The organism is Klebsiella sp. C349492 (assembly GCF_042055345.1).
In the GTDB taxonomy this organism is placed as follows: Bacteria; Pseudomonadota; Gammaproteobacteria; order Enterobacterales; family Enterobacteriaceae; genus Klebsiella; species Klebsiella scottii.
The window spans coordinates 542051-566441 of sequence record NZ_JANQCE010000003.1; the positions used below are offsets into that span (position 1 = coordinate 542051).

Consider the following 24391-nt stretch of genomic DNA (forward strand, 5'->3'; position numbering starts at 1 on the left):
GCCAGCCTGCCCAGATCTCTGTTCATCCATTGGCTATTCTTAGCAAAAACCCTAACTGGAACTTACCAGATGATGACAGTGATTGAACCACCATCTGCGCTTTCCAGTCCACAGCGCCGTAACCAGGTCCTGCTGATGTTTTATCTGCCCGGGCAGCCGGTGACCCCCGAGCGGCTTAGCGCTATCAACCTGGTTGATGAGGCCACGGCCCGGCAAGATATCGCGGAGACGGGACGTGAAATTCAGCGTTACCACCGCCTGACCCTCGCGTCGCAGGTGGACGGCAGCTATCGGATTGAAGGCGCCGCAATCGATCAACGCCTGTGCTTACTGCACGGCTTACGCCGGGCGCTGCGCCTGTGTCCGCATTTTATCAGCCACCATTTTACCCCAGCATTAAAAACGCAGCTTAAACTGCAGGGCGTTGCGCGCACCTTATACGACGACACCAATCTGCAGGCGCTGGTCAACCGCTGCGCCCGGACGCTTAACCGCCAGTTTGACTGCCGGGACATTCATTTCCTGCGTCTGTATCTGCAGTACTGCCTGCTTCAGCATCATCTCGGGCTGACGCCGGCCTTTACCGAACAGCAGCAGCGCTGGACGCAGGAGGCGGCGGAGTCGATTCTCGCCGCTGAGATTATCCGTCACTGGCAGCGTCGGATCACCACCGCGCCGCACCCGGGCGAGCAGCTCTTTCTGACCCTGCTGTTCATGCTGCTCAAAACCCCCGATCCTATCCGCGATGGCCACCAGCAGGACCGGCGCCTGCACCTGGCTATCTCCGGGCTGATCCACCGTTTTCAGGATCTATCGGGCCGCCCGTTTAGCGACGATCAGGGGCTGAGCGATCAGCTCTATATTCATCTCTCCCAGGCGCTGAACCGCAGCGTGTTCGCTATCGGCATCGATAATGCGCTACCGGAAGAGATGAACCGCCTCTATCCGCGCCTGATGCGCACCACAAAAACGGCGCTGGAGGAGTTTGAAAGCGCCTACAGGGTCCATTTTAATCAGGAGGAAGTGGGGCTGATTGCGGTGATTTTTGGCGCATGGCTGATGCAGAAAAGCGAGCTGCACGAGAAGCAGGTGGTGCTGCTCACCCACGACAATCCCGACCTTGAGCAGGCTCTTGAGCTGCAGCTGCGCGAGCTGACCCTGCTGCCGCTCAATATCAAATATCAAAACGTTCACGCCTTTCAAAAGGAAGGCGCGCCGAAGGGCGTGGCGCTGGTCGTGACCCCTTATGCTACGTCGCTGCCGCTGTTTTCGCCGCCGCTGTTTCACGCTGAGGAGATGTTCAGCGATCACCAGCGGCAGCATATTTGTAAAATGCTCGAGGACTAGGCCACCGCCTTCGGCCGCAGAACCAGCGCCGGCAAGGCTACCAGCGCCATCACCCAGAAAACGCCCTGGTGCAGATGCTGATAGAGGAAGCCGGCAAATACCGTCATCACCGCAATGCTGCCCCCCATTGCGACCGCGGAGTAGACCGCCTGCAGACGAATCACCTCGCTGCCCTGACGCGCCGAAATATAGCGCATCGCCGCCAGGTGACATACCGTAAAGGTGCCGCAGTGCAGGATCTGCGCGACGATTAGCCACGGCAGCGCCGTGGTCCAGCCCATCAGGGTCCAGCGAATCAGCCCGCAAACGGCGGAAAGCAGCAGTAAATCCCGCGCGCTAAAGCGGCTAAATACTTTTTTGCTCAGCGCAAAGATAACCACCTCCGCGACCACCCCTAGCGACCAGAGATAGCCGATCGCCGAAGCGGAATAGCCCGCCTCCTGCCAGTAAATCGCGCTGAAACCATAGTAGGCGGCATGCGCGCCCTGCAGCAGGCAGACGCAGGCGAGGAAGCGCCAGCTTTGGCGCACCAGCTTCAGCCATGCCGGGAGTCCGGCCGTCTGCTGGTGGCGAACTTCCCCCTGCGGCATCACCGAGGGTTTAAGCAGCATGCCCAGCAGCATTGAAGCGATACCGAGGCTTAGCAGCACCAGGATCGCCCGATAATCAAACAGGCTGACCAGCTTGCCGGTCAGCGCGGAGCCGATAACAAACGCCACCGATCCCCACAGGCGCACGCGCCCGTAGTCCATAGTTATCTGCTTTTGCCAGGTATTCGCCAGCGCATCGGTCAGCGGTACCAGCGGAGAGAAGAACAGATTGAAGCCGACCATCACCACCATCAGCCAGGCCACGCGGCTATCGGCCCAAAAGCCAAGAACAAACAGCAGCGCCAGCAGCGCCAGGACACGCAGGGCGGAAATTAGCCGGGAGGGATCGCTCACCCGCGGCGCAATCAGCAGGCTGCCGAGAAAACGAGCCACCAGCCCGGCGCCGAGCAGCACGCCGATGGTTTCCGGCGTCAGCCCTGCGCCTGCCAGCCAGACGCTCCAGAACGGCAGGAAGATGCCGTAGCTAAAGAAGTAGGTAAAGTAACTAAGCGCCAGCCAGCGCGTGGAGTGCAAGACCATGATTTCCTCCCGAATGGAGGCGACAGTCTGGCGATAAACCCCAGCGGGCGCAAGCCGAGGATTTGGGTATACGCCGCTGAATCTGGCCTATTTAACCGCTATTTTCAGCGACCATGAAATCGTCTCGCCCTGCCCTAATACCACCAGACCAGGCTGCCCGTCCATGTTGTGCGCGTTTACAGGGTGACTTTGCGGCTCCAGGCAGACAAACGGTTCACCCGACATACGGAACAGCATAAGCCACGGTGTTTGCGATGAAATTGTGACAGACATCACCTCTCGTTGAATGAGTGCCGTCCCGTTCCAGCCGGAATAGCAGACGTTCAGCCAGCTATCTTCTCCGTAAGCCAGATGCGAAAAATCTCCGCCAGCCGCTAGCTCTCCACGCCAGCTAAGCGGCAAATGTGACTCGCCCTCTGGCCAGTAGCCGCTCGCCTGAAACTGCATCCGGCTGTGCCTGTCGAAGGCAAAAAAGGGGTGAAAACCGCCGCCGTAGAGCATCGGTTCATCGCCGTAGTGGGTGACGCTCAGAGAAGCGATAAGATCCCCCTCCTGCAGCTCATAGCGGATCTGTGCTCGATAATCGAATCCGCAGGCGTAGCGACTACGCAGTTGCAGTACGCAGCGCTGAGCGGCACGTTCAAGTACCTCCCACGGTCTTAGCCAGCCGTCACCGTGGAGAAAGAACTGCGCGTCCGCATGATGATTCGGCAGGGCGATTTCACGTCCCCGGAAAGGGAAGCGGTTTCCGGCCACCCGGTTTGCCAGCGGCACCATCGGAAACATGCCGCCTGCAGGATTTTCATATAACACCGGGGCTTGATACTGACGGGAGAACAGGTTTTGCACCTTACCGCCCTGCGGATCGACGCGCATCCGTAGATGCGCGTTTTCCAGAATGAAGCTTTCCGCCATTAGCGCGTCTGCTCCTGTTTCAGCGCCTGCCTGCCAGCATGGCGCTCCGCCAGCTGCTCTTCCAGCGCCTCCAGCGTAATGCCTTTGGTCTCCGGTACGTTGCGCAGAATGTACAGATACCCCGCCGCGCAAATGACCCCGTACAGCAGGAAGCTACCCGACGCGCCCAGCCCGGCATTAAGCAGCGGGAAGGTATAGGTCAACAGGAAGCAGGCCACCCACAGCGCCAGCGTACCCAGCGACATCGCCAGCCCGCGCACGCGGTTAGGGAAAATTTCGGATAACAAAACCCAGGTCACCGGAGCCAGCGTCAGCGCGTAAATGGCGATCGCCGCCAGCACCAGAATCAACACCGGCAATCCCAGAATACCCAGACCGTAGGCCGCGGCGATAAGCGCATAAATGATGGTCAGCCCGGCGGCGCCGAGCAGCATCAGCTTGCGGCGACCAATCTTATCGACCAGCGGAAGCGCGGCGATGGTAAAGATCAGGTTGATCAACCCGGTAGCCACAATCGACTTCAGCGTGCTGTTAATATCGAATCCGGCGGAAGCGAAGATCTCCTGCGCGTAGTTGAAAATAACGTTAATGCCGCACCACTGCTGGAACATTGCCAGCACCATACCAATCACAATGATCGGGCGAACTTTAGGATGCCACAGCGCGGACCAGGAGACTTTTTGCGTGTCTTTGCTGAGGGTTTGCTCGATATCCCTGATGGTTTCATCGGCGTAGCGCTGATTACCGATGCGCATCAGCATTTGGTGCGCGCGCTGGCTTTTCCCCACGCGGACCAGCCAGCGCGGCGACTCGGGAACAAAAAACATCAGGACCAGGAATGCCACCGCAGGCACGATGCCAGAACCAAACATCCAGCGCCAGCCTACCTGCCCGTTCCAGCTGGCGCTGATTTCTGCCAGGGTTGCGCTACTTGCGACCGGCTTCGCGATCGCCAGATTAACCAGCTGTGCCGCCAGCACGCCAATAACAATCGTCAGCTGGTTCACCGCCACAAAGCGTCCGCGCTGCGCGGCGGGGCTTATCTCGGCGATATACATTGGGCTTAGCGCTGAAGCCAGCCCAATGCCCAGGCCGCCAACGATACGCCACGCCACGAACATATCAAAGCTGCCGGCAAGCGCCGTGCCCCAGGCAGACAGAGTAAACAGCGCCGCAGCGATGATTAGCGGAATTTTGCGGCCAAATTTATCCGCGCACCATCCCGAAGCCAGCGCACCGAAAACGCAGCCAACCAGCGCTGAACTCATCGCCCAGCCGGACTGCGCCGGGTCGGTAATGGAAAAATAAGCTTCATAAAACGGCTTCGCGCCGCCGATCACCACCCAGTCATAGCCAAACAGTAAACCACCGCAGGCGGCAACCAGACAGATCGTCCAGACGTAGCCCATTTTTAGATGTGTCTGCGCGTTATTCATATGGATTCCTCTTTCAGGGAAACGCAGGGAAAAGTAGGGGTTGGCGGGCACGGGCCCGCCGGTTGAGGTTCAGGAAAAAATGCCGCTTTGCAGAGCATGGTCAATCAGATGCGCCTTATCGTGGGCGGGGTTGACGGCCAGCAGCTGCTGAATCGCTCGCCGGTAGTCAGCCACATTCCCCAGACCCAGATATCCCAGCGCTTCAATAAACAGGCAGTGCTGACGATGCTGCGCTGCCGCCGGGACGTCGAGCACCACCAGATCAGGTAGAGAGACGGCGAAGAAATCAGCGCCGGGAACGTCGTCACGATGGCGTCGGGCCCAGTCGATAAAATTGTGGAAATGCCGTTCCGCCAGCTGCACATCGCCACTCTTGCGCAGCGCCATTCCCTGCCAGAAGAGATAATCGGCGGGCTGATCGTTGTAGTAGCGACCGGCATCCAGCGACGATCCTCCGAGGCTTGCGCGCTGGTAACAGGCTGCTGCCCGCTGCGTCTCTCCCGTTTGCGCGGCGCAGTGGCCCAGCAAATACCAGATATCATTATCCGTCTGCCCAGGAAGCCTGCCCTCTCCGAGGTTAAGAGGATAGCGCAGCGCGTCCTCCAGCCGCTGCGTTGCCGGAGCGTACGCATGGCCCTCAATAGCCTGTAACGCAACATGCAGCTGGTTAAGCAAATATTGTCCCGTCACCTTGCCCTCCCCACCTTCCCAGGGATGAAACTTTCGCGTGCGGAGAATATCTGCGGCATCGGCATAACGCCCGCTGCTGTTCCACAGGCTGAGCAGCTCAGCGGTGAGATCGTCCCGTTTCAGCACGACGGCGCGATGCGCTTCAAGATGACGCAATCTCTCGCTGACGGGAGCGCCGGTCAGCTTGTTGAGGTAGTCGAGCTCGAAGCGGAAGCGCGCATTCTGTGGTTCGATTTCCACCGCTCGCCGCAGGCTGGCCAGAGCCTGCGGCAGATCCTGACGTTTATTCCAGGCATAAACGCCAAGCAGACGATGGGCCGGCGCGTAGTCCGGGGATTTTGCCAGGACGTCATGCCAGCAGCTCACCGCGTCTTCATAGCGGCGCTTGCTATACCAGAAGCAGCCCAGCAGATAGCGGGCAAACGCGCTTTCTTCCAGCTGTTGCAGCATCCAGACTTCATCCAGCGTGTTGGGGAAACGGACCCGCAGAACATGGCAGCGCTGCGCTGATGCAATGAGCTGCTGGCGCTCGCCGACGTCGTCGCTTAGCGCGGCGCGCCACAGCATCGGTAGCGCCTCCTGGCAATCCAGTAACGCCAACAGCGCTTGTGCAGACTTCTGCTGCCCGATAGAGAGCAGCCATCCCGCAAGCAGGCTGGCGTTGGCGCCTCTGCAGCCGGTAACGCGCAGCAGGTTTTCCCGGAATTCATCGCCCTGGCCAATCATCCAGCGTACGCAATGCAGCGGGTAGCTCAGAGGATACTGCTCAAGGCATAGCGCGATATAATCCAGCGCCTCATCGCAGCGCTGTAGTTTCGCCAGCGCCAGCGCCTTCAGCCCCATAGCAAGGTGGTTCGCGGAATTAAATCGCAGACTGATCTCGACTTTTTCCAGCGCATCAGCAACATCACCGCGCTTCATCGCCAGCCGAGCCAGCGACCAGTAGGCCGCATCGCGGCAGCTGCCGCTCCATGAGGCTTTGTAATAGTGATCCCATGCGCTCGTGTCATCCCCCTGTCTTTCCAGGGCTCTGGCGAGTAGCATGCTGGCTTCGCCATCCCGCGGATTTTTGTTCAGCCGATGAGCGCGCTGCAGTGCGGAGCGGGCGCACTGCTCTGCCAGCGGCCAGTCGGCGCCGTTCAGCGCCAGGGTGCCAAGAGCGACGTTATTGCGGTAATCGAGGGGATCAATCGCAATGGCCCGACGGTAGTAGTCTCCGGCGTAGCGGCTGGCGTGGTTATACTGCTCAAGATGCTGACCAATGAAATAGAGCTCATCACCGTTGTCGATCTCTTCCGGCACGGCTGGCGCGGTTGCCGGATCCGGTAACGGAGTCTGCTGGGCGAGATGCTCCTGATAATGCAGCAGCGGTTCACCCCCGGCGCTTTTCACCCGCAGGGTCAAGCGCGAAGCGCCGTTCTCGGGCAGCGCGTGCTGCCAGCTTTCACCCGGCTTTAAGGTTATCCGGGTTTCATAGAGCGGCTGATTATCCGCACTCAGCTCCAGCGCAATGTTTTCCAGAGGCGCAATCGCATAGACCCCCAGCTGCAGCTGCCCGGCTTCACGAACCAGCTTTAGCGCCAGGCGGGTATTCGCATTTTGCACCATTCCCAGCTCGCTATACGGCAGGAAGTTTTGGACAAAAATTTTCTCTTCGTAGGGCGCAAGCCAGGTGAAATCTGGCTGGTTATCGGTGAATACGCCGGTCATCAGCTCAATATAGGGGCCATTCGCGTCGGTCAGATTCCGATCCCAGGCCTGGCCGAAATCGCCATATCCCCAGCTCCACTGCTTTTTACCTGGCGAGATATGGTGATCGGCGACATGCAGCAATCCGCCTCGTTCATCATGATGGTAGGCACCGACAAAATCATATTCTGATTTTTCTGCCATATAGGAGGTCGGCACCGGGACATTCCGATACCGGGAAATATCCACGCCCGCACTGTAGTCCACTTTGTAATAGGTACCGGTGGCGATGGGGAATGCAGAAACGTCGCGCTTGCCATGATCGAACACGGCGGTAACGTCAGGCGGGAACACGCTCTGGTGCGCATCCCCGCCCTTCACCGCCGGGTTGGCCCACCATAAGAAGTGGCGCGGCGTGGCGTTACCGTTAAAAACCTTACCGGTAATTTCAATCAGCGCCCGATCGGGATAAAGAGTAAAGCCGGCCATTACCTGCAATCCGCGCATGGGTTCAGCTTCGCCCATCCACACGGTTTGCACGCCGCCATCCCCTTGCTGGATCGTAAAATCGACGGGCATAAAGGTTGTCGGACGATGGTGCTGCGGCCAGTTAAACTCGATCCCGCCGGAAATCCATGGCCCGAGCAGGCCGACCAGCGCCGGTTTCACCACTTCGTTGTAGTAGACGAAATCACGCTGTTTTACTTTATCGTAGGCGCGATGGATTCGTCCGCCGAGCTCCGGCAGCAGCATGATGCGAATGAAATCATTCTCCATCCACACCGCCTGATAGTCGCGCATCTCCCGCTCGCCGGTTAAGGTATCAACCACGCCGTAGGGGTACACGCTGCCAGATGAACCCTGATAGACCCGTTTTTCCAGGAACATCGGGTTAGGATCCTCCGCACCCGTCGTCCACGTCGGGAGTGTAATCGTTTCCTGCCAGACCTTAACCGAACCGTGCATAACGCTCTCCACTAAAAGTAATTAAGTAAAAAACTCATAGAGGCGAGTTTATAATCTTGATTAGCTGTTAAAGTGCGCAATGCTCACGCAATATAGTTAAGGGAGTTAAGTGTATGCAGCTAACCGGATTCAACAACGTTCGGGTCAGGCAGGCCAATAAATCTATCTTTCTGGCCTGTTTGTGGCGGGAAAAGCAGCTCAGTAAATCGCAGCTCGCTCAGCTCAGCGGGCTATCCATTCCGGCGGTGAGCAACATACTCGAAGAGCTCCTCAGCGAAGGACTCATCAGCCACTCCACGGAAAAAATGAGTAACCGAGGCGTCAATAGCGGTAGTTTTCAGATCCCGCAGCACGGCGCGTGGACGCTGTGTATGAATATCACGCCGACCAGCATTGAGTATCAGCTCGCCGATGCTCGCCTGCTGGCCGTCGACGAGCACCAGAATATTCGTATCGATGCGCCGACCCCTCAGGCTTTGCTAACGGCGATTATCGACTGCTGGCGAAGCATCCACCGCCGGTATCCGCAGCATAAAATAAACATCGCGCTGGGGGTTCACGGGCAGGTGGATCCGGTGACCGGCGTCTCGCAAACCATGCCCCAGGCGCGCTGGAAGACGCCGGTCGAACTCAAATATTTACTTGAGGAGCAGCTGGGCGTTCAGGTCAGGGTTGATAATGATTGCGCCATGCTGGCGCTGGCCGAAAAATGGCAGAACAGCACCGCGCCGCAGGATTTTTGCGTGATCAACGTCGATTACGGCATTGGTTCATCGTTTGTTATTAACGATCAGATCTACCGCGGGAGCCTCTACGGTAGCGGCCAGATTGGGCATACGATTGTCAATCCGGACGGCACCGCCTGCGACTGCGGGCGCTATGGCTGTCTGGAAACAATCGCCTCGCTCAGCGCGCTGAAAAAGCAGGCTCGGGTGTGGCTAAAAACCCAGCCGGAGGCGCAGCCCTCCCCCGATAAATTAACCACCGGGTCGCTTATAGCAGCCTGGGAACAGGGCGACGTGCATATCCGTGCCTGGGTTGAAAACTCCGCCAATGCGATTGGCTTAAGCCTGTATAACTTCCTCAATCTGCTCAATATTAATCAGATATGGCTCTACGGCCGCAGCTGCGCTTTTGGCGAGCAGTGGTTAAACACCATTGTTAAACAAACCAGCTTTAACCCCTTCGATCACGGCGACACTCCGCGCGCGCACGCCACCCAAATTAGCTTCGGTCGGCTCACGCGCGCGCAGCAGCTGCTGGGTATTGGTTATCTGTACGTGGAGGAGGCGCTGGAGAAAATCTAGGTACCGATTTCAATTCGTGGCGGGGAGCAAAATTGTGTATTACGTTTAAATAACTCGTCTTTCATAAGGTGCTGGTTATGAACGCATTACGCTATTTTGATTTTGGTTCCTCGCGCCACGTACTGCTGCTGATTGCGCGTATTGCCGTCGTGCTGCTGTTTATCATCTTTGGCTACCCCAAACTGCTGGGCTTTAGCGGCACCGTGCAGTATATGGCGTCATCCGGCGCCCCGCTGCCGACGCTGGCGGCCGTTATCGCCATCGTGATGGAGGTCCCGGCGGCGATCCTGATTATTCTCGGCTTCTTCACGCGTCCGCTGGCGGTCATCTTTATTTTTTATACTCTGGGCACGGCGGTTATCGGCCACCATTTCTGGGATATGTCCGGCGATGCGGTGCTGCCAAATATGATTAACTTCTATAAAAACGTCAGCATTGCCGGCGCCTTCCTGCTGCTGGCGATAGTCGGCCCGGGCGCCATCTCGCTCGACCGGCGTTAATCACCGGGCGACAGACGTAAAAAAGGCCGCATTCGCGGCCTTTTATTCGCTTTCAGCGGCTCAGCGTTATGCGTAAACCGGGAAGCGTGCGCAGATATCCAGAACTTTACCTTTAACGCGCTCGGTTACCGCTTCGTCATTGATGTTGTCCAGAACGTCACACATCCAGCCTGCCAGCTCTTTCACTTCCGCTTCTTTAAAGCCGCGGCGAGTTACAGCCGGAGAACCGATACGGATACCGGAAGTCACGAACGGGCTCTTCGGATCGTTAGGCACGCTGTTTTTGTTCACGGTGATGTTGGCGCGGCCCAGGGCAGCGTCAGCTTCTTTACCGGTCAGGTTCTTATCAACCAGATCCAGCAGGAACAGGTGGTTTTCAGTCCCGCCGGACACCACTTTGTAGCCGCGGTTCAGGAACACTTCCACCATCGCTTTGGCGTTTTTCGCTACCTGCTGCTGGTAGACTTTGAATTCTGGCTCCATCGCTTCTTTCAGCGCTACCGCTTTCGCGGCGATAACGTGCATCAGCGGGCCGCCCTGAGCGCTTGGGAATACGGCAGAGTTCAGCTTTTTGTACAGCTCTTCGTCGCCGCCTTTCGCCAGGATCAGGCCGCCGCGCGGACCCGCCAGGGTTTTGTGCGTGGTTGTGGTGACAACGTGAGCGTGCGGAACCGGGTTCGGGTAAACGTCCGCGGCAATCAGGCCCGCAACGTGCGCCATATCGACGAACAGGTATGCGCCGATGCTGTCTGCGATTTCACGCATTTTTGCCCAGTCAACGATACCGGAATAGGCAGAGAAGCCGCCGATGATCATCTTCGGCTTATGGGTCTGCGCCTGCTTCGCCATATCTTCGTAGTCAATTTTGCCGGACTCATCAATACCGTAAGGGATGATGTTGTACAGTTTGCCGGAGAAGTTAACCGGGGAGCCGTGAGTCAGGTGGCCGCCTTGCGCCAGGTTCATACCGAGAACGGTATCGCCCGGCTGGAGCAGAGCGGTGTAAACCGCGAAGTTAGCCTGAGAACCGGAGTGCGGCTGCACGTTGGCGTAGTCAGCGCCAAACAGCTCTTTTGCGCGATCGATAGCCAGCTGCTCGACGATATCAACGTATTCGCAGCCGCCGTAGTAGCGCTTGCCCGGATAGCCTTCGGCATATTTGTTGGTCAGCTGAGAACCCTGTGCCTGCATAACGCGCGGGCTGGTGTAGTTCTCGGAGGCGATCAGTTCGATGTGCTCTTCCTGACGTACTTTTTCCTGCTCCATAGCCTGCCACAGTTCGGCATCATAATCGGCAATGTTCATTTCACGCTTTAACATCCGCATCTCCTGCTCAGCTAACAATAGATTACAGCTCTAAAAAGGGGCCTTTTTGGGCGACGGCCCACAGTATAACTGAATCGTTCTGTGATAACAGGTCTTGACAAACGATTTTACGCAAACGTTTGGCTCCGCATGACACAAGGCTTTGAGCAATAACGCCTCTACGATTATCAACGGATTTCTTTTCAGGTTTGTGATGCAAATTCTTCACGTTGTAACTGTTTCAATGCAGGGTGTTAAAGAACCATTTACATTGCAGGGTTATTTATATAAGATGCATTTGAAATGCATCATTAAGATAACACTAAAGGAAGCTGCTATGCTCGACGCTCAAACCATCGCTACGGTCAAAGCCACCATTCCCCTGCTGGTCGAAACCGGTCCAAAGCTGACCGCCCATTTCTACGATCGCATGTTTGCTCATAACCCAGAACTCAAAGAAATCTTCAATATGAGCAACCAGCGTAACGGCGATCAGCGTGAGGCGCTGTTTAACGCTATTGCCGCCTATGCGAGCAATATCGATAACCTGGCGGCCCTGCTGCCGGCGGTAGAAAAAATCGCGCAGAAGCACACCAGCTTCCAGATCAGGCCGGAGCAGTACAATATTGTCGGCGGCCACCTGCTGGCGACGCTGGATGAAATGTTCAGCCCGGGTCAGGAAGTGCTTGATGCCTGGGGCAAAGCCTACGGCGTGCTGGCAAACGTCTTTATCAATCGCGAAGCCGAAATCTATCAGGATAGCGCCAGCAAGACCGGCGGCTGGGAAGGGACCCGCGCGTTTCGCATCGTGAAGAAAACCCCGCGCAGCGCGCTGATCACCAGCTTCGAAATGGAGCCGGTAGACGGTCAGCCGGTTGCCGACTATCAGCCGGGCCAGTACCTGGCCGTCTGGCTGAAGCCAGAAGGGTTTGAATATCAGGAGATTCGCCAGTACTCCCTGACGCGTAAGGCGGATGGCAAAGGCTATCGCATTGCCGTGAAGCGCGAGAGCGGCGGTCAGGTATCGAACTGGCTGCACAATGCGTCAAGCGAAGGGGATGTTGTGCACCTGGCGGCGCCGGCAGGCGACTTCTTCCTTACCGTTGACGCCGAAACTCCGGTAACGCTGCTTTCCGGCGGCGTCGGCCAAACGCCAATGCTGGCAATGCTGGATTCGCTGGCAAAAGCGCGCCATCCGGCGCAGGTTAACTGGTTCCACGCGGCGGAAAACGGCGAGGTTCACGCCTTTGCCGATGAGGTCAGCGCGCTGGGAGCGACCTTGCCTAAGTTTGCTTCTCACGTCTGGTATCGCAGCCCTGGCGAAGAGGACCGTCAGGCGGCGCGTTTTAATAGCGAAGGTTTGATGGATTTGACCGCTCAGGCAGAGAGCCTGCGCGACCCGCTGATGCAGTTCTACCTCTGCGGCCCGGTAGCCTTTATGCAGCACGCTGCGAAGCAGCTGGTGGCGCTTGGCATCAATAGCGAGCGCATTCATTACGAATGCTTTGGCCCGCACAAGGTACTGTAATTGATGCCCCTCTCCCCGCCGGGGAGAGGGTTAAAACTTAAATCGCTTCGTCGTCTTCTTCGCCGGTACGGATACGGATCACGCGCGCCACGTCAAAGACAAAGATTTTGCCATCGCCGATTTTACCGGTCTGCGCCGTGCGGATAATAGTATCCACGCAGGTATCGACGATATCATCAGTGACCACGATTTCGATTTTCACTTTTGGCAGAAAATCCACCATATACTCCGCACCGCGGTACAGCTCGGTATGGCCCTTCTGACGGCCAAAGCCCTTCACTTCCGTTACCGTCATCCCGGTGATGCCGACTTCCGCCAGCGCTTCACGCACGTCATCCAGCTTGAAAGGTTTAATAATCGCATCAATCTTTTTCATGGTGTTCCTGTCTTAGTCGCGTAACCGGTTGCTTACCGTATCATAACTTGCGCTATGCCGAGGAGCTACTCTTTAAAGTCGTTGGCGTCGAGCTCGTGGCGCGACAGCAGTTTATAAAATTCGGTGCGGTTGCGCCCGGCCATTCTGGCCGCGTGCGTCACGTTGCCTTTGGTTATTTGCAGCAGCTTGCGCAGGTAGTTCAGCTCAAACTGATTGCGCGCCTCAACGAAAGTCGGCAGCGCGGTATTCTCGCCTTCCAGCGCCTGCTCCACCAGCGCGTCGCTGATCACCGGCGATGAGGTCAGCGCCACGCACTGCTCAATCACGTTCACCAGCTGACGCACGTTGCCCGGCCATTTGGCGGCCATCAGCCGCTTCATCGCATCGGTCGAGAAGGCGCGGACAAACGGCTTGTGCCGGTCGGCCGACTGCCGCAGCAGATGGTTGGCAAGAAGCGGAATATCCTCGGTGCGATCGGCGAGAGGCGGGATCTTCAGGTTCACCACGTTCAGGCGATAAAACAGATCTTCGCGGAACTCGCCGCGGGCCATCGCCTTAGGCAGGTCGCGGTGGGTGGCGGAGATGATCCGCACGTCGATGTCGATGTCGCGGTTGCTGCCCAGCGGGCGGACCTTTCGCTCCTGCAGGACGCGCAGCAGTTTTACCTGCAGGGCCACCGGCATATCGCCGATCTCATCGAGGAACAGCGTTCCCCCTTCGGCGGCCTGAAACAGCCCTTCCCGATTGCTGACCGCGCCGGTAAAGGCGCCGCGGGCGTGGCCAAACAGCTCCGACTCCAGCAGCTGTTCCGGCAGGGCGCCGCAGTTAATGGCGACAAACGGCTTAGCGTGGCGCGGGCTGGCGTTATGAATCGCCTGGGCGACGATCTCTTTGCCGGTGCCGCTCTGGCCGTTAATCAGCACGCTGACGTCCGACTGCGCCACCATGCCCGCCTGCTCAAGCAGACGCTGCATCAGCGGGCTACGGGTCACAATCGCCTGGCGCCAGCGCTCATCCGTCGCCGGCGCGCTGTGCTCCAGGGCGTCATCAATGGCTTTGTACAGCGCATCCTTATCTACCGGCTTGGTCAGGAAGCTGAACACTCCCTGCTGGGTCGCGGCCACCGCCTCCGGAATCGATCCGTGGGCGGTGAGAATAATCACCGGCATTCCCGGCTGCACCTTCTGGATTTCGGCAAACAGCTGCAGGCCGTCCATTTCATCCATGCGTAAATCGCTGACCACCAGGTCGACCTTATCGCGCCCCAGCACGCGCAGCGCCTCGGGGCCGCTTTCGGCAGTGACCACGCTGTATCCTTCGCTGACAAGGCGCATCCCAAGCAGCTTCAGCAGCCCTGGGTCATCGTCCACCAGCAGCAGGCGCGCGGGTTTACGGCTCGTCATGATTGGCCTCCGGGACTTTATCGCTACCGTGTCCGACGTCAGAATTAAAATTCCCTCCCGGCTTACGGGTGGAGAGCTGACGTTCGATATCGGTGAGATTTTCCAGCTTACGCGTCGTGAGCTCCAGCTCGCCGCGCAGCTGCTGCTCCTGCTGGCGCAGCGCGTCGAGCTCGGCATCGCTGGTCTGCTGTAGCTTCGCGTAGCGGGAACGTTCGTCCACCAGCTGCAGCTGGCGGCTCTGGCCGTCGCGCCAGAGCTGATAAAGCGGGCGCACCTGCACGGCAATTTGGGAGCTGAAGGTATCCAGGCGAGAAACCAGCTCGCGCCGCTCGTCCGGGGTAATTTTGGCGTCCGCCAGCAAAATGCCGCGCTTAAACGCATCCTGCCAGCGGTCGTCACCGTGCTGCCGGGCTTCCGCCCGCGCCTGTACCGGAGCAAGGCGATCGGCGCAGTCAATTCCGCGCAGCCAGTAGAGCGGATTTTTGTCGCTGATATCACCGTTCAGAGACCAGATATCTGCGCAATCAACCGAGAGGAAATCCGCCACCTGGTGCTGCGGCAGCTCGGGCTGCGCTTTGTCGTTTGCCGTATGCGGCGATAAAGCCGCGGAACATCCGGCCAGCGCAAGGCAAGAAACGCCGGACAGCAGCCAGACTTTGACGGGACGAACCCATGCGAAAAAGTGGGACATAGTCACCCATTGTTGATTCATGTGTTGATTTTTCCCGGCTCGCCGGTGGGTAGCGTGATGCGAAAACAGATCAGCCCGGGTATATCGTCGACCAGGCTTAGCTCACCCTGCATTTGTCGCACGCAGTCCCGCGCAATGCTTAGCCCGAGACCGCTGCCTTTTACCGCCCCTTTACGCTGGTGACTTCCCTGATAAAAGGGCTCAAAAATCATTTTTCTTTCCACCGGCGGTATCGGCTCGCCGCTGTTGCTAACGTCGATGCGCACCTGCTCGCCGTGCCGGTAGCTGTGAATGTGAATGTTACCGGATTCAGCACCATAGTGCACCGCATTGGAATAGAGATTATCCAGCACGCTCGCCAGCAAAGCCGGCTCCGCCTGGCAGAACCTGGCCTCCAGGCTGAGATCCGTTCGCATCAGTTTAGCTCTTGCCGGCAGGCTGTGGGCGGAGACAACGCTTTCTACCAGCTCCGCAAGGTTCACCGTCTCGCGCGCCACCGGGCCGTCGGCCTGTTTACGGTTGTAATCAAGCAGCTGTTCAATCAGCTTTTGCAGATTGCGGCTGCTGCTGTCGAGGATCTCGACAATTTCCTGCTGCTCGGCGGTCAAAGGCCCGGCGACGCGGTCGGCGAGCAGCTCCGTACCTTCCCGCATGCTGGCTAACGGCGTTTTCAGCTCATGCGAGAGATGACGTAAAAACTGATGCCGCTGCGACTCCAGCCAGGCCAGGCGCTCGCTCAGCCAGATGATGCGCTCGCCGACCGAGCGCAGCTCGCGCGGCCCGGTGAACAGCGCCGCGTTATCCAGCGACTTCCCTTCCCCCAGCCGGTTAATCATTTTCTCAATCCCTTTTACCGGGCCGATGATCATGCGGGTAAACAGCAGCACCAGCGCCAGGCTCAGCAGGAACAGCACCAGCGCCTGCCAGCCGAAGAACTGCCCGCGTTCGGCGATCTCCTGCTGGAGCTGCTGCCCGCGCGAATAAACGACCGTTCGGGTGGCCTGCACCATGACGCTGTTGGCCGTGGCGAAGGCTTCCAGGCTCTCTGCGGACTTTGCGTCTGGGCTGCTGTTTTTACATCTCAGCTGCGCCAGGTCGCTCAAATCCTGGCTCAGCGCCTGCCAGATTTTCTCATCCGGCAGAACGCCGGCGTGCGCGTCCAGCATTTCGCTGTAGCGCTGGCGCTGATTCTGATAAACCTTCGCCAGAGTCGGATCGTCCAGCACGCAGTACTGGCGGTAGCTGCGCTCCATTTCCAGCGAAGCGTTAATCATTGCCTCGCTGCGACGAGCATCGACCAGCGTGGTCCGGTTGATGTGCGCAGCCTGGGCGCTGAGGGCGTTCAGGCTTTGCCACGCCTGCCAGGCCAGAACCAGCAGGGGTAGCAGGATCAGCACAAAGGAGAGCGTCACCAGCTGGCGCAATGAGCGGGGGAAAAGAGAGAGTCGCTTCAAGTATATAGCCTCAAACATTAGCTTAAGATGATGCTAACTGAGGACGCCGCAGAGTAACAGGTGCAATCAGCAGATCTGCGCGAAAGGCGACAAGTCAGGGCGAGGCCCATCAGCGGAGCGGATAATCACGCCGCTGGCTTGCCCTGGAGCGGAAATAATAAAGCCAGGCAAGTGCCTGGCTTTATTAAGAAATAAGGCGGTGCCTAACTCGACGTTTCGCCCGATGGCTGATAAAGCAGAGCTATTATCAGGAGTTGGACGGCAGGCACCTTGTTGTGCGTCATTCGAAGTTTATGTAGCGCGTCCCGAAGGGGCTGACATAAGAAGGTGAATGAGCCACTGCATATTATTATGCACGTTCTATGCCACATTACAAAACATTTTATTAACACAATGAAATATAATAGATTTTCTATACTTATCACCCCAAACGATGGTGTCTGTTTTTTAACCACACTGTCGCCATTTAGCAACGCTTCACAACCGGCCTGGTAACCCCTTTTAAAATCAATGAATTAAATGTCTCCTTTTGGAGACACTCCTTCCTCGCGTTTGTCGGTAAATCCCGACACCCTGCTGCGATACCCATCACAAACAAAAAGGCCCCCCGCTTTCGCGGGAGGCCTTTTAGAGCAAGGAACCAGGAGCCGGTTTAGCCTAACTGCTTACGCGCATTGCGGAAAATACGCATCCACGGGCTGTCCTCTCCCCAGTTTTCCGGGTGCCAGGAGTTTGCCACGGTACGGAAGACGCGCTCAGGGTGCGGCATCATGATGGTGGCACGACCGCTTTCGCTGGTGACGGCGGTAATCCCGTTCGGCGAGCCGTTCGGGTTCGCCGGGTAGCTTTCGGTGACTTTACCGAAGTTATCCACGAAGCGTAGCGCGACCAGCCCTTTGCTCTCAAGCTGCGCCAGATGCGCGCCGTCGCGCACCTCCACCTGCCCTTCACCGTGAGAAACGGCGATGGGCATCATGGAGCCGACCATTCCCTGCAGCAGCAGAGACGGGCTTTGCGTCACTTCGACCAGGCTGAAGCGCGCCTCAAAGCGGTCAGAGTAGTTACGCACGAAGCGCGGCCACAGGTCGCTTCCCGGGATCAGCTCCCGCAGGTTCGACATCATCTGACAGCCGTTACACACGCCCAGCGCCAGGGTCTGCGGACGATGGAAGAAGGTCGCAAACTCATCGCGCACGCGGTCGTTGAACAGAATCGATTTCGCCCAGCCTTCGCCCGCCCCCAGCACGTCGCCGTAGGAGAAGCCGCCGCAGGCAACCAGCGCCTGGAAGTCGGCAAGACCGGTACGGCCCGCAAGCAGGTCGCTCATATGCACGTCAACGGCATCAAAGCCCGCGCGATGGAAGGCCGCGGCCATCTCCACGTGCGAGTTGACGCCCTGCTCGCGCAGTACCGCCACCTTCGGACGCGCGCCGGTCGCAATGTACGGCGCGGCGATATCTTCGCTGATATCGAAGGAGAGCTTAACGTTGAGGCCCGGATCGCTATCGTTGCTTTTCGCGGCGTGTTCGCTATCGGCGCACTCGGGGTTATCGCGCAGACGCTGCATCTGCCAGGTGGTTTCTGCCCACCACGTACGCAGCGTAGAGCGGCTTTCGCTGAATACCGGGCTGCCGTCGGCGGTGATGACAAAGCGGTCGCCCGCCGTTGCCTGACCGAGGTAGTGGGTGCACTCCGCCAGGCCGTGGGACGCCAGCAGCGCTTCAACCGCCTCGCGATCCGCGGCGCGAACCTGAATAACCGCGCCGAGCTCTTCGTTGAACAGCGCCGCCAGGCTATCGTCGCCCAGCGCGGCAATGTCCGCCGTCAGGCCGCAGTGGCCGGTAAAGGCCATCTCAGCCAGCGTCACCAGCAGGCCGCCGTCAGAACGGTCGTGGTAAGCCAGCAGCTTGCGTTCGGCCACCAGCGCCTGCATTGCGTCCCAGAAGCCTTTCAGCTGCGCAACGTCGCGAACGTCTGCCGGGGTATCGCCCAGCTGGCGATAAACCTGCGCCAGCGCGGTCGCGCCCAGCGCGTTGCGGCCGTTGCCTAAATCAATCAGCAGCAGGGCGTTGTCTTCGCTGGAGAGTTGCGGCGTCACGGTACGACGCACATCTTCCACGCGGGCAAAAGCGGTGATCACCAGCGACAGCGGAGAAGTCATCTCGCGCTGCTCGCTGCCTTCCTGCCAGCGGGTTTTCATCGACATCGAATCTTTGCCGACCGGGATAGTCAGGCCCAGAGCCGGACACAGCTCTTCACCAACCGCCTTCACCGCTTCGTACAGGCCGGCATCTTCGCCCGGGTGTCCGGCCGCCGCCATCCAGTTTGCCGAAAGCTTCACGCGATTCAGCGCACCAATCTGCGTTGCCGCCATGTTGGTCAGCGCTTCGCCTACCGCCAGACGGGCGGAGGCGGCAAAGTCCAGTAACGCCACCGGCGTACGTTCGCCAAGGGCCATCGCTTCGCCGTAGTAGCTATCGAGGCTGGCGGTGGTGACCGCACAGTTAGCCACCGGGATCTGCCACGGACCAACCATCTGATCGCGCGCCACCATGCCGGTAACGGTACGGTCGCCGATGGTGACGAGGAAGGTTTTCTCCGCCACCGCCGGCAGGTGCAGAACGCGATTTACCGCATCGGCAACGGTCATTCCCTGGCGATTCAGCGCTTCACCTTTCGCCTTCAGGGTCTGCACGTCGCGGGTCATTTTCGGCGTTTTGCCCAACAGCACGTCCAAGGGCAGATCGATCGGCTGGTCGTTGAAATGGCTGTCGCTCATATTCAGATGCAGCTCTTCGGTAGCGTCGCCGATCACGGCGTAAGGCGCGCGCTCGCGGCGGCACAGCTCGTCGAACAGCGGCAGCTGGTCCGGTGCCACCGCCAGCACGTAGCGCTCCTGCGATTCGTTGCACCAGATTTCCAGCGGGCTCATACCCGGCTCATCGCTGAGAATATCGCGCAGCTGGAATTTGCCGCCGCGGCCGCCGTCGCTAACCAGCTCCGGCATCGCGTTCGAAAGACCGCCCGCGCCGACGTCGTGAATAAAGAGAATCGGGTTGGCTTCGCCCAGCTGCCAGCAGCGGTCAATGACCTCCTGACAGCGGCGCTCCATTTCCGGGTTGTCACGCTGTACGGAGGCAAAATCGAGGTCCGCATCAGACTGACCGGATGCCATAGACGATGCTGCTCCGCCGCCGAGGCCAATGTTCATCGCCGGGCCGCCGAGAACAATAAGCTTCGCCCCAACGATAATTTCACCTTTCTGGACGTGCTCAGCGCGAATGTTGCCGATGCCGCCAGCCAGCATGATCGGCTTGTGATAGCCGCGCAGCTCTTCACCGTTGTGGCTGGTAACCTTTTCTTCATAGGTGCGGAAGTAGCCGTTCAGCGCCGGACGACCAAATTCGTTGTTAAACGCCGCGCCGCCCAGCGGGCCGTCGGTCATGATATCCAACGCGGTGACAATGCGGTCCGGTTTGCCAAAATCTTCTTCCCACGGCTGTTCGAAGCCCGGGATGCGCAGGTTAGAAACCGAGAACCCGACCAGGCCCGCTTTGGGTTTCGCCCCGCGTCCGGTTGCGCCTTCATCGCGGATTTCGCCGCCGGAACCGGTCGCCGCGCCCGGCCACGGGGAAATCGCCGTCGGGTGGTTATGCGTTTCTACCTTCATCAGGATATGCGCCGCTTCCTGATGGTAGTCATAAATCCCTTCCTGATGGCTGGCAAAGAAGCGACCGACTTCTGAACCTTCCATAACCGCGGCGTTGTCTTTATAGGCAGACAGAACGTAGTCCGGGGTCTTCTCAAAGGTATTTTTGATCATCTTAAACAGCGACTTCGGCTGCTGTTCGCCGTCGATAACCCAATCGGCGTTAAAAATCTTGTGGCGGCAGTGCTCGGAGTTAGCCTGCGCGAACATATACAGTTCGATATCGTTCGGATTACGGCCCAGCGTTTTGAAGGCATCCTGCAGATAGTCGATTTCATCTTCCGCCAGCGCCAGCCCCAGACGGAGGTTAGCGTCGATCAGCGCCTGGCGGCCCTGGCCCAGCAGGTCAACGCTGGTGACCGGCGCAGGTTGATGCTGAGCGAACAGCTTCTCGCCCTCTTCCAGCGCGTCAAATATGCTTTCCATCATCCGGTCGTGCAGTTCAGCCGCAACGACGGCCCACTGCTCAGCGCTCAGCGTACCGGCTTCAACGTAGTACGCCACGCCGCGCTCAAGGCGCACAACCTGTGCCAGGCCGCAGTTATGGGCAATATCGGTAGCTTTAGAAGACCAGGGGGAGATGGTGCCAGGGCGGGGGGTGACGAGCAGTAATTTACCGGTTGGGGTATGGCTACTTAAGCTTGGGCCATACTTGAGCAGTCGTGCCAGCCTCTCGCGATCCTCACCGCCGAGCGGGGCGTTCAGGTCGGCAAAATGAACATACTCTGCATATATTGTGCTTACCGGTATGTTGGCCGCCTGAAAACGTGCCAGCAGTTTATTAATACGAAATGCCGACAGTGCAGGCGAACCACGCAAAATTTCCATCATAAGTCTCTCGTCTTCGAAGCTTTCAATATGAGCCAGGGGGGAAACGGGCGCTATTATAGTGAATCCTGTGCCCTGACGAAACCGTTTGCGTGGAAATAAAATCATTCCCTGTGTTTACCAATAAATGTGACCCCTATCGCGAATAAGTTGCCAACTGGCGCATTCTTAAGCAAAATGCCGCTCATTCATCGACAACCTTTTACTTTTTCTGGTCATAGTCTGCTGAGGAACACAGAGCTGCAGAAGATTAACTATCTGAAAAAACTAAAGATTAATTATCTGCTCATCGGCATTGTTACCTTGTTGCTGGCGGCTGCCCTGTGGCCGTCGATCCCGTGGTCGGGCAAACCAGAGAACCGCGTGGCGGGAATTATGTCGCGCGGAGAGCTGCGGATCAGCACCATCAACTCACCGATGACCTTTGCGACCATCAATGACAAAACCTACGGCCTTGATTACGAGCTGGCGCAGCAGTTCGCCGACTACCTCGGCGTCAAGCTCAAGGTCACCGTCCGGCAGAATATCAGCCAGCTCTTTGACGATCTGGATGACGGCAAGGCCGACATGCTCGGCGCAGGGCTGGTCTATAACTCCGAGCGGGTGAAGAACTATCAGCCGGGACCGAGCTACTACTCCGTATCGCAGCAGCTGGTCTACCGGGTCGGCAGCACTCGCCCGCGCACCCTTGCTAACCTCAATGCAGACCAGCTGGTTATCGCGCCGGGCCACGTCGCCATTAACGACCTGCAGAACCTAAAGGGCAGTAAATATCCCGATCTCAGCTGGCGCGTCGATGAAAAGCGCGGCACCACGGCGCTGATGCAGGCGGTCATCGATGGCGACCTGGACTACACCATCGCCGATTCCGTAGCGGTCAGCCTGTTTCAGCGCGTTCATCCTGAGCTGGCGGTCGCGCTGGACATCACCGATGAGCAGCCGGTGACCTGGTTTAGCGTAAAGAGCGATGACAATTCGCTATCGGCGGCGATGCTCGATTTCTTCAACAACATTAATGAAGACGGCACGCTGGCGCGGCTGGAAGAAAAGTATCTCGGGCACGGCAACGATTTCGATTATGTCGATACGCGAACCTTCCTGCGAGCGGTAGAAAATATCCTGCCGGATCTGCAGCCGATGTTTGAAAAATATGCCCGACAGATCGACTGGCGTCTGCTGGCGGCTATTTCATGGCAGGAGTCGCACTGGGACCCGCAGGCGACCTCGCCGACCGGAGTTCGCGGGATGATGATGCTCACCAGAAACACCGCCCAGAGCCTGGGATTAACCGACCGCACCGATGCCGAACAGAGTATCAACGGCGGCATGCGTTATCTGCAGGATATGATGAATAAGGTTCCGGATTCGGTACCCAAAGATGAGCGGATCTGGTTTGCGCTGGCGGCTTACAATATGGGCTATGCGCATATTCTTGACGCCATCGCCCTGACGAAAAAACAAAAGGGTAACCCCGACAGCTGGGCAGACGTAAAGCAGCGCCTCCCGCTTCTCAGCCAAAAATCCTACTACAGCAGGCTGAAATACGGCTACGCGCGGGGCCATGAAGCGTACGCTTACGTCGAGAATATTCGCAAATACCATATCAGCCTGGTCGGCTATCTTTCCGAGAAGGAGAGCAAGGACGAGCAGGCGCTGGCGATGGCCGGCGACTATCCGGCGGTTATGCCGGATGAGGTAGATAAAAAGGAAGAGCAGACGCTACCGTTCTTCAAATTCCGCGCCGAAGCGCTGGTCGATAACGCCAAATTCAAAATCCCCGGGCTGGGCCACTAGCCCTCGCTTTCCTGGCGCGCCTTCTTTAGCGCCTTTTTCTCTTCCCGCCGCCAGCGGAAAAAATCGCTCAGCATTGCCGAACACGACTCAGCGAGAACGCCTTCGGCGATCTCAACCCGATGGTTCATCCCCGGATGGTGCAGCACGTCGATCAGCGATCCGGCGGCGCCGGTTTTGGCATCCCGGGCGCCGAAAACCAGGCGCGAGATGCGGCTATGCACCATCGCCCCGGCGCACATCACGCAGGGCTCAAGGGTGACGTATAGCGTGGCGTCAATCAGGCGGTAGTTTTGCAGCACCAGCCCGCCCTGGCGTATGGCCATGATCTCGGCATGCGCGGTCGGATCGTGACGGCCGATTGGACGATTCCAGCCCTCGCCAATGACCTGGTTATTGTGTACCAGCACGGCGCCCACCGGCACTTCGCCCTCTTCCCAGGCGCGTTTAGCCAGCGTCAAAGCGTGACGCATCCAGTATTCATCATTGCGTTCATGGTCAGACAAAGCGGGGACTCCTGTGCAAAAGCGGGGCGCATTATACATGCCGGCCGCGCATTAGACACTATCACTCTAGCTGATGCAGGTCGCCCTGCGGCGTCACCCGCCAGCGGTGCTGGCAAAAGCAGAGCAGCGGATTATCCTGCTCGCTGTCGCTGTAGCCGCTATACAGCCGCAGCGGCGCGCCAATTTGTTGCTCCAGCTGCACCACTTTTTCATGACCCAGGCAGCGCAGAGTCAGGACCCAGCCGCCGTAGCGCCGCGCCATCCTGCTGGCAATCACGTTCACCCTCGGTAGCCAGGGCGTATCAAAATAGACCTGCTCCACCAGCGACTGCGGCGAACCGGTGATCAGCCAGACGTCGGCATCGGTGCTGGTCAAATAGCCCGTTAGCCGGGCATGCACCACCGGGAACGCCGTCACGTGCTGGCGAAACCAGCGGACGAAGTTCGCCTCCAGGCGCTTGAGCTTCGCCTCGCTGCGCCCGCAGGTGGACGCCCACAGCAGCAGGCTCATCGGCCAGCGCGCCGCCCTGCCGTTGACCAGCAGCCCGCCGAGGATAAGCGGCAGCAACAGCATCACCGGCAGCAGATTCAGAGGCTGATGACGCAACACGTAGCGTATGAAGCTGCCAAACATATCCTGCTGGTGCAGGGTTCCATCAAGATCAAAAAAGACCACCCGACGCATAACGCTATTCAAACCCGACCTCTTCTTTTAGTCATTCCAGCAGCCGATAGCTTACCAGCCTTGCACCCTTAATATTAAAAACATCTGCGGGCGTTGAATTTGGGTTAAGGTCGTTCCTCAAGAAATCTCAGCGCC

At 58.3% G+C, this 24391-nt stretch carries 17 protein-coding genes; 5 read left to right on the forward strand and 12 right to left on the reverse strand.

From position 1 onward, the window contains the following. Window positions 1–69 precede the first annotated feature (69 nt). Window positions 70–1347, forward strand: a complete 1278-nt coding sequence (csiE, locus tag NWP14_RS15130) for a stationary phase inducible protein CsiE (protein ID WP_375215592.1) — start codon at window positions 70–72, stop codon at window positions 1345–1347. Here the strand turns inward: csiE and NWP14_RS15135 are convergent. The 4 genes from NWP14_RS15135 to NWP14_RS15150 all read right to left on the reverse strand — a co-directional run bounded on the left by NWP14_RS15135 (window position 1344) and on the right by NWP14_RS15150 (window position 8173). Further along, entirely contained in the window at window positions 1344–2477 is a 1134-nt protein-coding gene (locus NWP14_RS15135; protein WP_346430891.1) for a 3-phenylpropionate MFS transporter, read from the reverse strand. The two genes, csiE and NWP14_RS15135, sit on opposite strands and share 4 nt — an antisense overlap. An 87-nt stretch (window positions 2478–2564) precedes the next feature. Then, a complete protein-coding gene (locus NWP14_RS15140) occupies window positions 2565–3392 on the reverse strand; it encodes an aldose 1-epimerase (RefSeq protein ID WP_375215593.1) in 828 nt (275 codons plus the stop codon). Further along, entirely contained in the window at window positions 3392–4828 is a 1437-nt protein-coding gene (locus tag NWP14_RS15145) for a sugar porter family MFS transporter (protein ID WP_375215594.1), read from the reverse strand. The genes NWP14_RS15140 and NWP14_RS15145 overlap by 1 nt, the downstream gene beginning before the upstream one ends. 69 nt (window positions 4829–4897) lie before the next feature. Continuing rightward, complete coding sequence (locus tag NWP14_RS15150; RefSeq protein ID WP_375215595.1) at window positions 4898–8173, reverse strand: DUF5107 domain-containing protein; 3276 nt, start codon at window positions 8171–8173, stop codon at window positions 4898–4900. 113 nt (window positions 8174–8286) lie between these two features. On the opposite strand from NWP14_RS15150, the gene NWP14_RS15155 reads away from it, so the two are divergent. Beyond that, a complete protein-coding gene (locus NWP14_RS15155) occupies window positions 8287–9480 on the forward strand; it encodes an ROK family protein (protein WP_375215596.1) in 1194 nt (397 codons plus the stop codon). A gap of 77 nt (window positions 9481–9557) precedes the next feature. Continuing rightward, a complete protein-coding gene (locus NWP14_RS15160) occupies window positions 9558–9980 on the forward strand; it encodes a DoxX family protein (RefSeq protein ID WP_346430883.1) in 423 nt (140 codons plus the stop codon). Window positions 9981–10046: 66 nt separating this feature from the next. On the opposite strand, the gene glyA is transcribed toward NWP14_RS15160, so the two are convergent. Further along, window positions 10047–11300 carry a serine hydroxymethyltransferase gene (gene glyA, locus NWP14_RS15165; RefSeq protein WP_095100236.1) on the reverse strand — a complete coding sequence of 418 codons (1254 nt, stop codon included), beginning with the start codon at window positions 11298–11300 and terminating at the stop codon, window positions 10047–10049. Between the two features lie 322 nt (window positions 11301–11622). Here glyA and hmpA point away from each other — a divergent pair, with 322 nt between their 5' ends. Beyond that, window positions 11623–12813, forward strand: a complete 1191-nt coding sequence (gene hmpA, locus NWP14_RS15170) for an NO-inducible flavohemoprotein (RefSeq protein WP_346430882.1) — start codon at window positions 11623–11625, stop codon at window positions 12811–12813. 37 nt (window positions 12814–12850) lie between these two features. Here the strand turns inward: hmpA and glnB are convergent, their stop codons facing one another. From glnB to purL, 5 genes are all read right to left on the reverse strand, one after another. Next, window positions 12851–13189 (reverse strand): nitrogen regulatory protein P-II, encoded by a 339-nt coding sequence (gene glnB / locus NWP14_RS15175; RefSeq protein ID WP_041146740.1) that lies wholly within the window; start codon window positions 13187–13189, stop codon window positions 12851–12853. A gap of 65 nt (window positions 13190–13254) precedes the next feature. After that, window positions 13255–14592, reverse strand: coding sequence for a two-component system response regulator GlrR (gene glrR, locus NWP14_RS15180; RefSeq protein ID WP_095100227.1), 1338 nt, complete (start codon window positions 14590–14592; stop codon window positions 13255–13257). Next, complete coding sequence (gene qseG, locus NWP14_RS15185; protein WP_189339872.1) at window positions 14579–15283, reverse strand: two-component system QseEF-associated lipoprotein QseG; 705 nt, start codon at window positions 15281–15283, stop codon at window positions 14579–14581. The genes glrR and qseG overlap by 14 nt, the downstream gene beginning before the upstream one ends. A gap of 17 nt (window positions 15284–15300) precedes the next feature. Further along, on the reverse strand, window positions 15301–16737 hold the full coding sequence (locus NWP14_RS15190) for a sensor histidine kinase KdpD (protein ID WP_095100221.1): 1437 nt from the start codon (window positions 16735–16737) through the stop codon (window positions 15301–15303). A 652-nt stretch (window positions 16738–17389) separates the two neighbouring features. Then, on the reverse strand, window positions 17390–21277 hold the full coding sequence (purL, locus tag NWP14_RS15195; RefSeq protein ID WP_375215597.1) for a phosphoribosylformylglycinamidine synthase: 3888 nt from the start codon (window positions 21275–21277) through the stop codon (window positions 17390–17392). 174 nt (window positions 21278–21451) lie between these two features. On the opposite strand from purL, the gene mltF reads away from it, so the two are divergent. Further along, entirely contained in the window at window positions 21452–23068 is a 1617-nt protein-coding gene (gene mltF, locus NWP14_RS15200) for a membrane-bound lytic murein transglycosylase MltF (RefSeq protein WP_375215598.1), read from the forward strand. Here mltF and tadA read toward each other — a convergent pair. Together tadA and yfhb are read right to left on the reverse strand one after the other, a co-directional pair. Further along, window positions 23065–23571 carry a tRNA adenosine(34) deaminase TadA gene (gene tadA, locus NWP14_RS15205; protein ID WP_346430879.1) on the reverse strand — a complete coding sequence of 169 codons (507 nt, stop codon included), beginning with the start codon at window positions 23569–23571 and terminating at the stop codon, window positions 23065–23067. The two genes, mltF and tadA, sit on opposite strands and share 4 nt — an antisense overlap. 61 nt (window positions 23572–23632) lie before the next feature. Then, a complete protein-coding gene (yfhb, locus tag NWP14_RS15210) occupies window positions 23633–24256 on the reverse strand; it encodes a phosphatidylglycerophosphatase C (protein ID WP_375215610.1) in 624 nt (207 codons plus the stop codon). Window positions 24257–24391: the final 135 nt, after the last annotated feature.

What these genes read in the sequence shown, in the direction of transcription:
- csiE (WP_375215592.1), top strand. Translation starts at nt 70, where the DNA reads ATGATGACAGTGATTGAACCACCATCTGCGCTTTCCAGTCCACAGCGC.
- NWP14_RS15135 (WP_346430891.1), bottom strand. Translation starts at nt 2,477, where the DNA reads ATGGTCTTGCACTCCACGCGCTGGCTGGCGCTTAGTTACTTTACCTAC.
- NWP14_RS15140 (WP_375215593.1), bottom strand. Translation starts at nt 3,392, where the DNA reads ATGGCGGAAAGCTTCATTCTGGAAAACGCGCATCTACGGATGCGCGTC.
- NWP14_RS15145 (WP_375215594.1), bottom strand. Translation starts at nt 4,828, where the DNA reads ATGAATAACGCGCAGACACATCTAAAAATGGGCTACGTCTGGACGATC.
- NWP14_RS15150 (WP_375215595.1), bottom strand. Translation starts at nt 8,173, where the DNA reads ATGCACGGTTCGGTTAAGGTCTGGCAGGAAACGATTACACTCCCGACG.
- NWP14_RS15155 (WP_375215596.1), top strand. Translation starts at nt 8,287, where the DNA reads ATGCAGCTAACCGGATTCAACAACGTTCGGGTCAGGCAGGCCAATAAA.
- NWP14_RS15160 (WP_346430883.1), top strand. Translation starts at nt 9,558, where the DNA reads ATGAACGCATTACGCTATTTTGATTTTGGTTCCTCGCGCCACGTACTG.
- glyA (WP_095100236.1), bottom strand. Translation starts at nt 11,300, where the DNA reads ATGTTAAAGCGTGAAATGAACATTGCCGATTATGATGCCGAACTGTGG.
- hmpA (WP_346430882.1), top strand. Translation starts at nt 11,623, where the DNA reads ATGCTCGACGCTCAAACCATCGCTACGGTCAAAGCCACCATTCCCCTG.
- glnB (WP_041146740.1), bottom strand. Translation starts at nt 13,189, where the DNA reads ATGAAAAAGATTGATGCGATTATTAAACCTTTCAAGCTGGATGACGTG.
- glrR (WP_095100227.1), bottom strand. Translation starts at nt 14,592, where the DNA reads ATGACGAGCCGTAAACCCGCGCGCCTGCTGCTGGTGGACGATGACCCA.
- qseG (WP_189339872.1), bottom strand. Translation starts at nt 15,283, where the DNA reads ATGTCCCACTTTTTCGCATGGGTTCGTCCCGTCAAAGTCTGGCTGCTG.
- purL (WP_375215597.1), bottom strand. Translation starts at nt 21,277, where the DNA reads ATGATGGAAATTTTGCGTGGTTCGCCTGCACTGTCGGCATTTCGTATT.
- mltF (WP_375215598.1), top strand. Translation starts at nt 21,452, where the DNA reads ATGCCGCTCATTCATCGACAACCTTTTACTTTTTCTGGTCATAGTCTG.
- yfhb (WP_375215610.1), bottom strand. Translation starts at nt 24,256, where the DNA reads ATGCGTCGGGTGGTCTTTTTTGATCTTGATGGAACCCTGCACCAGCAG.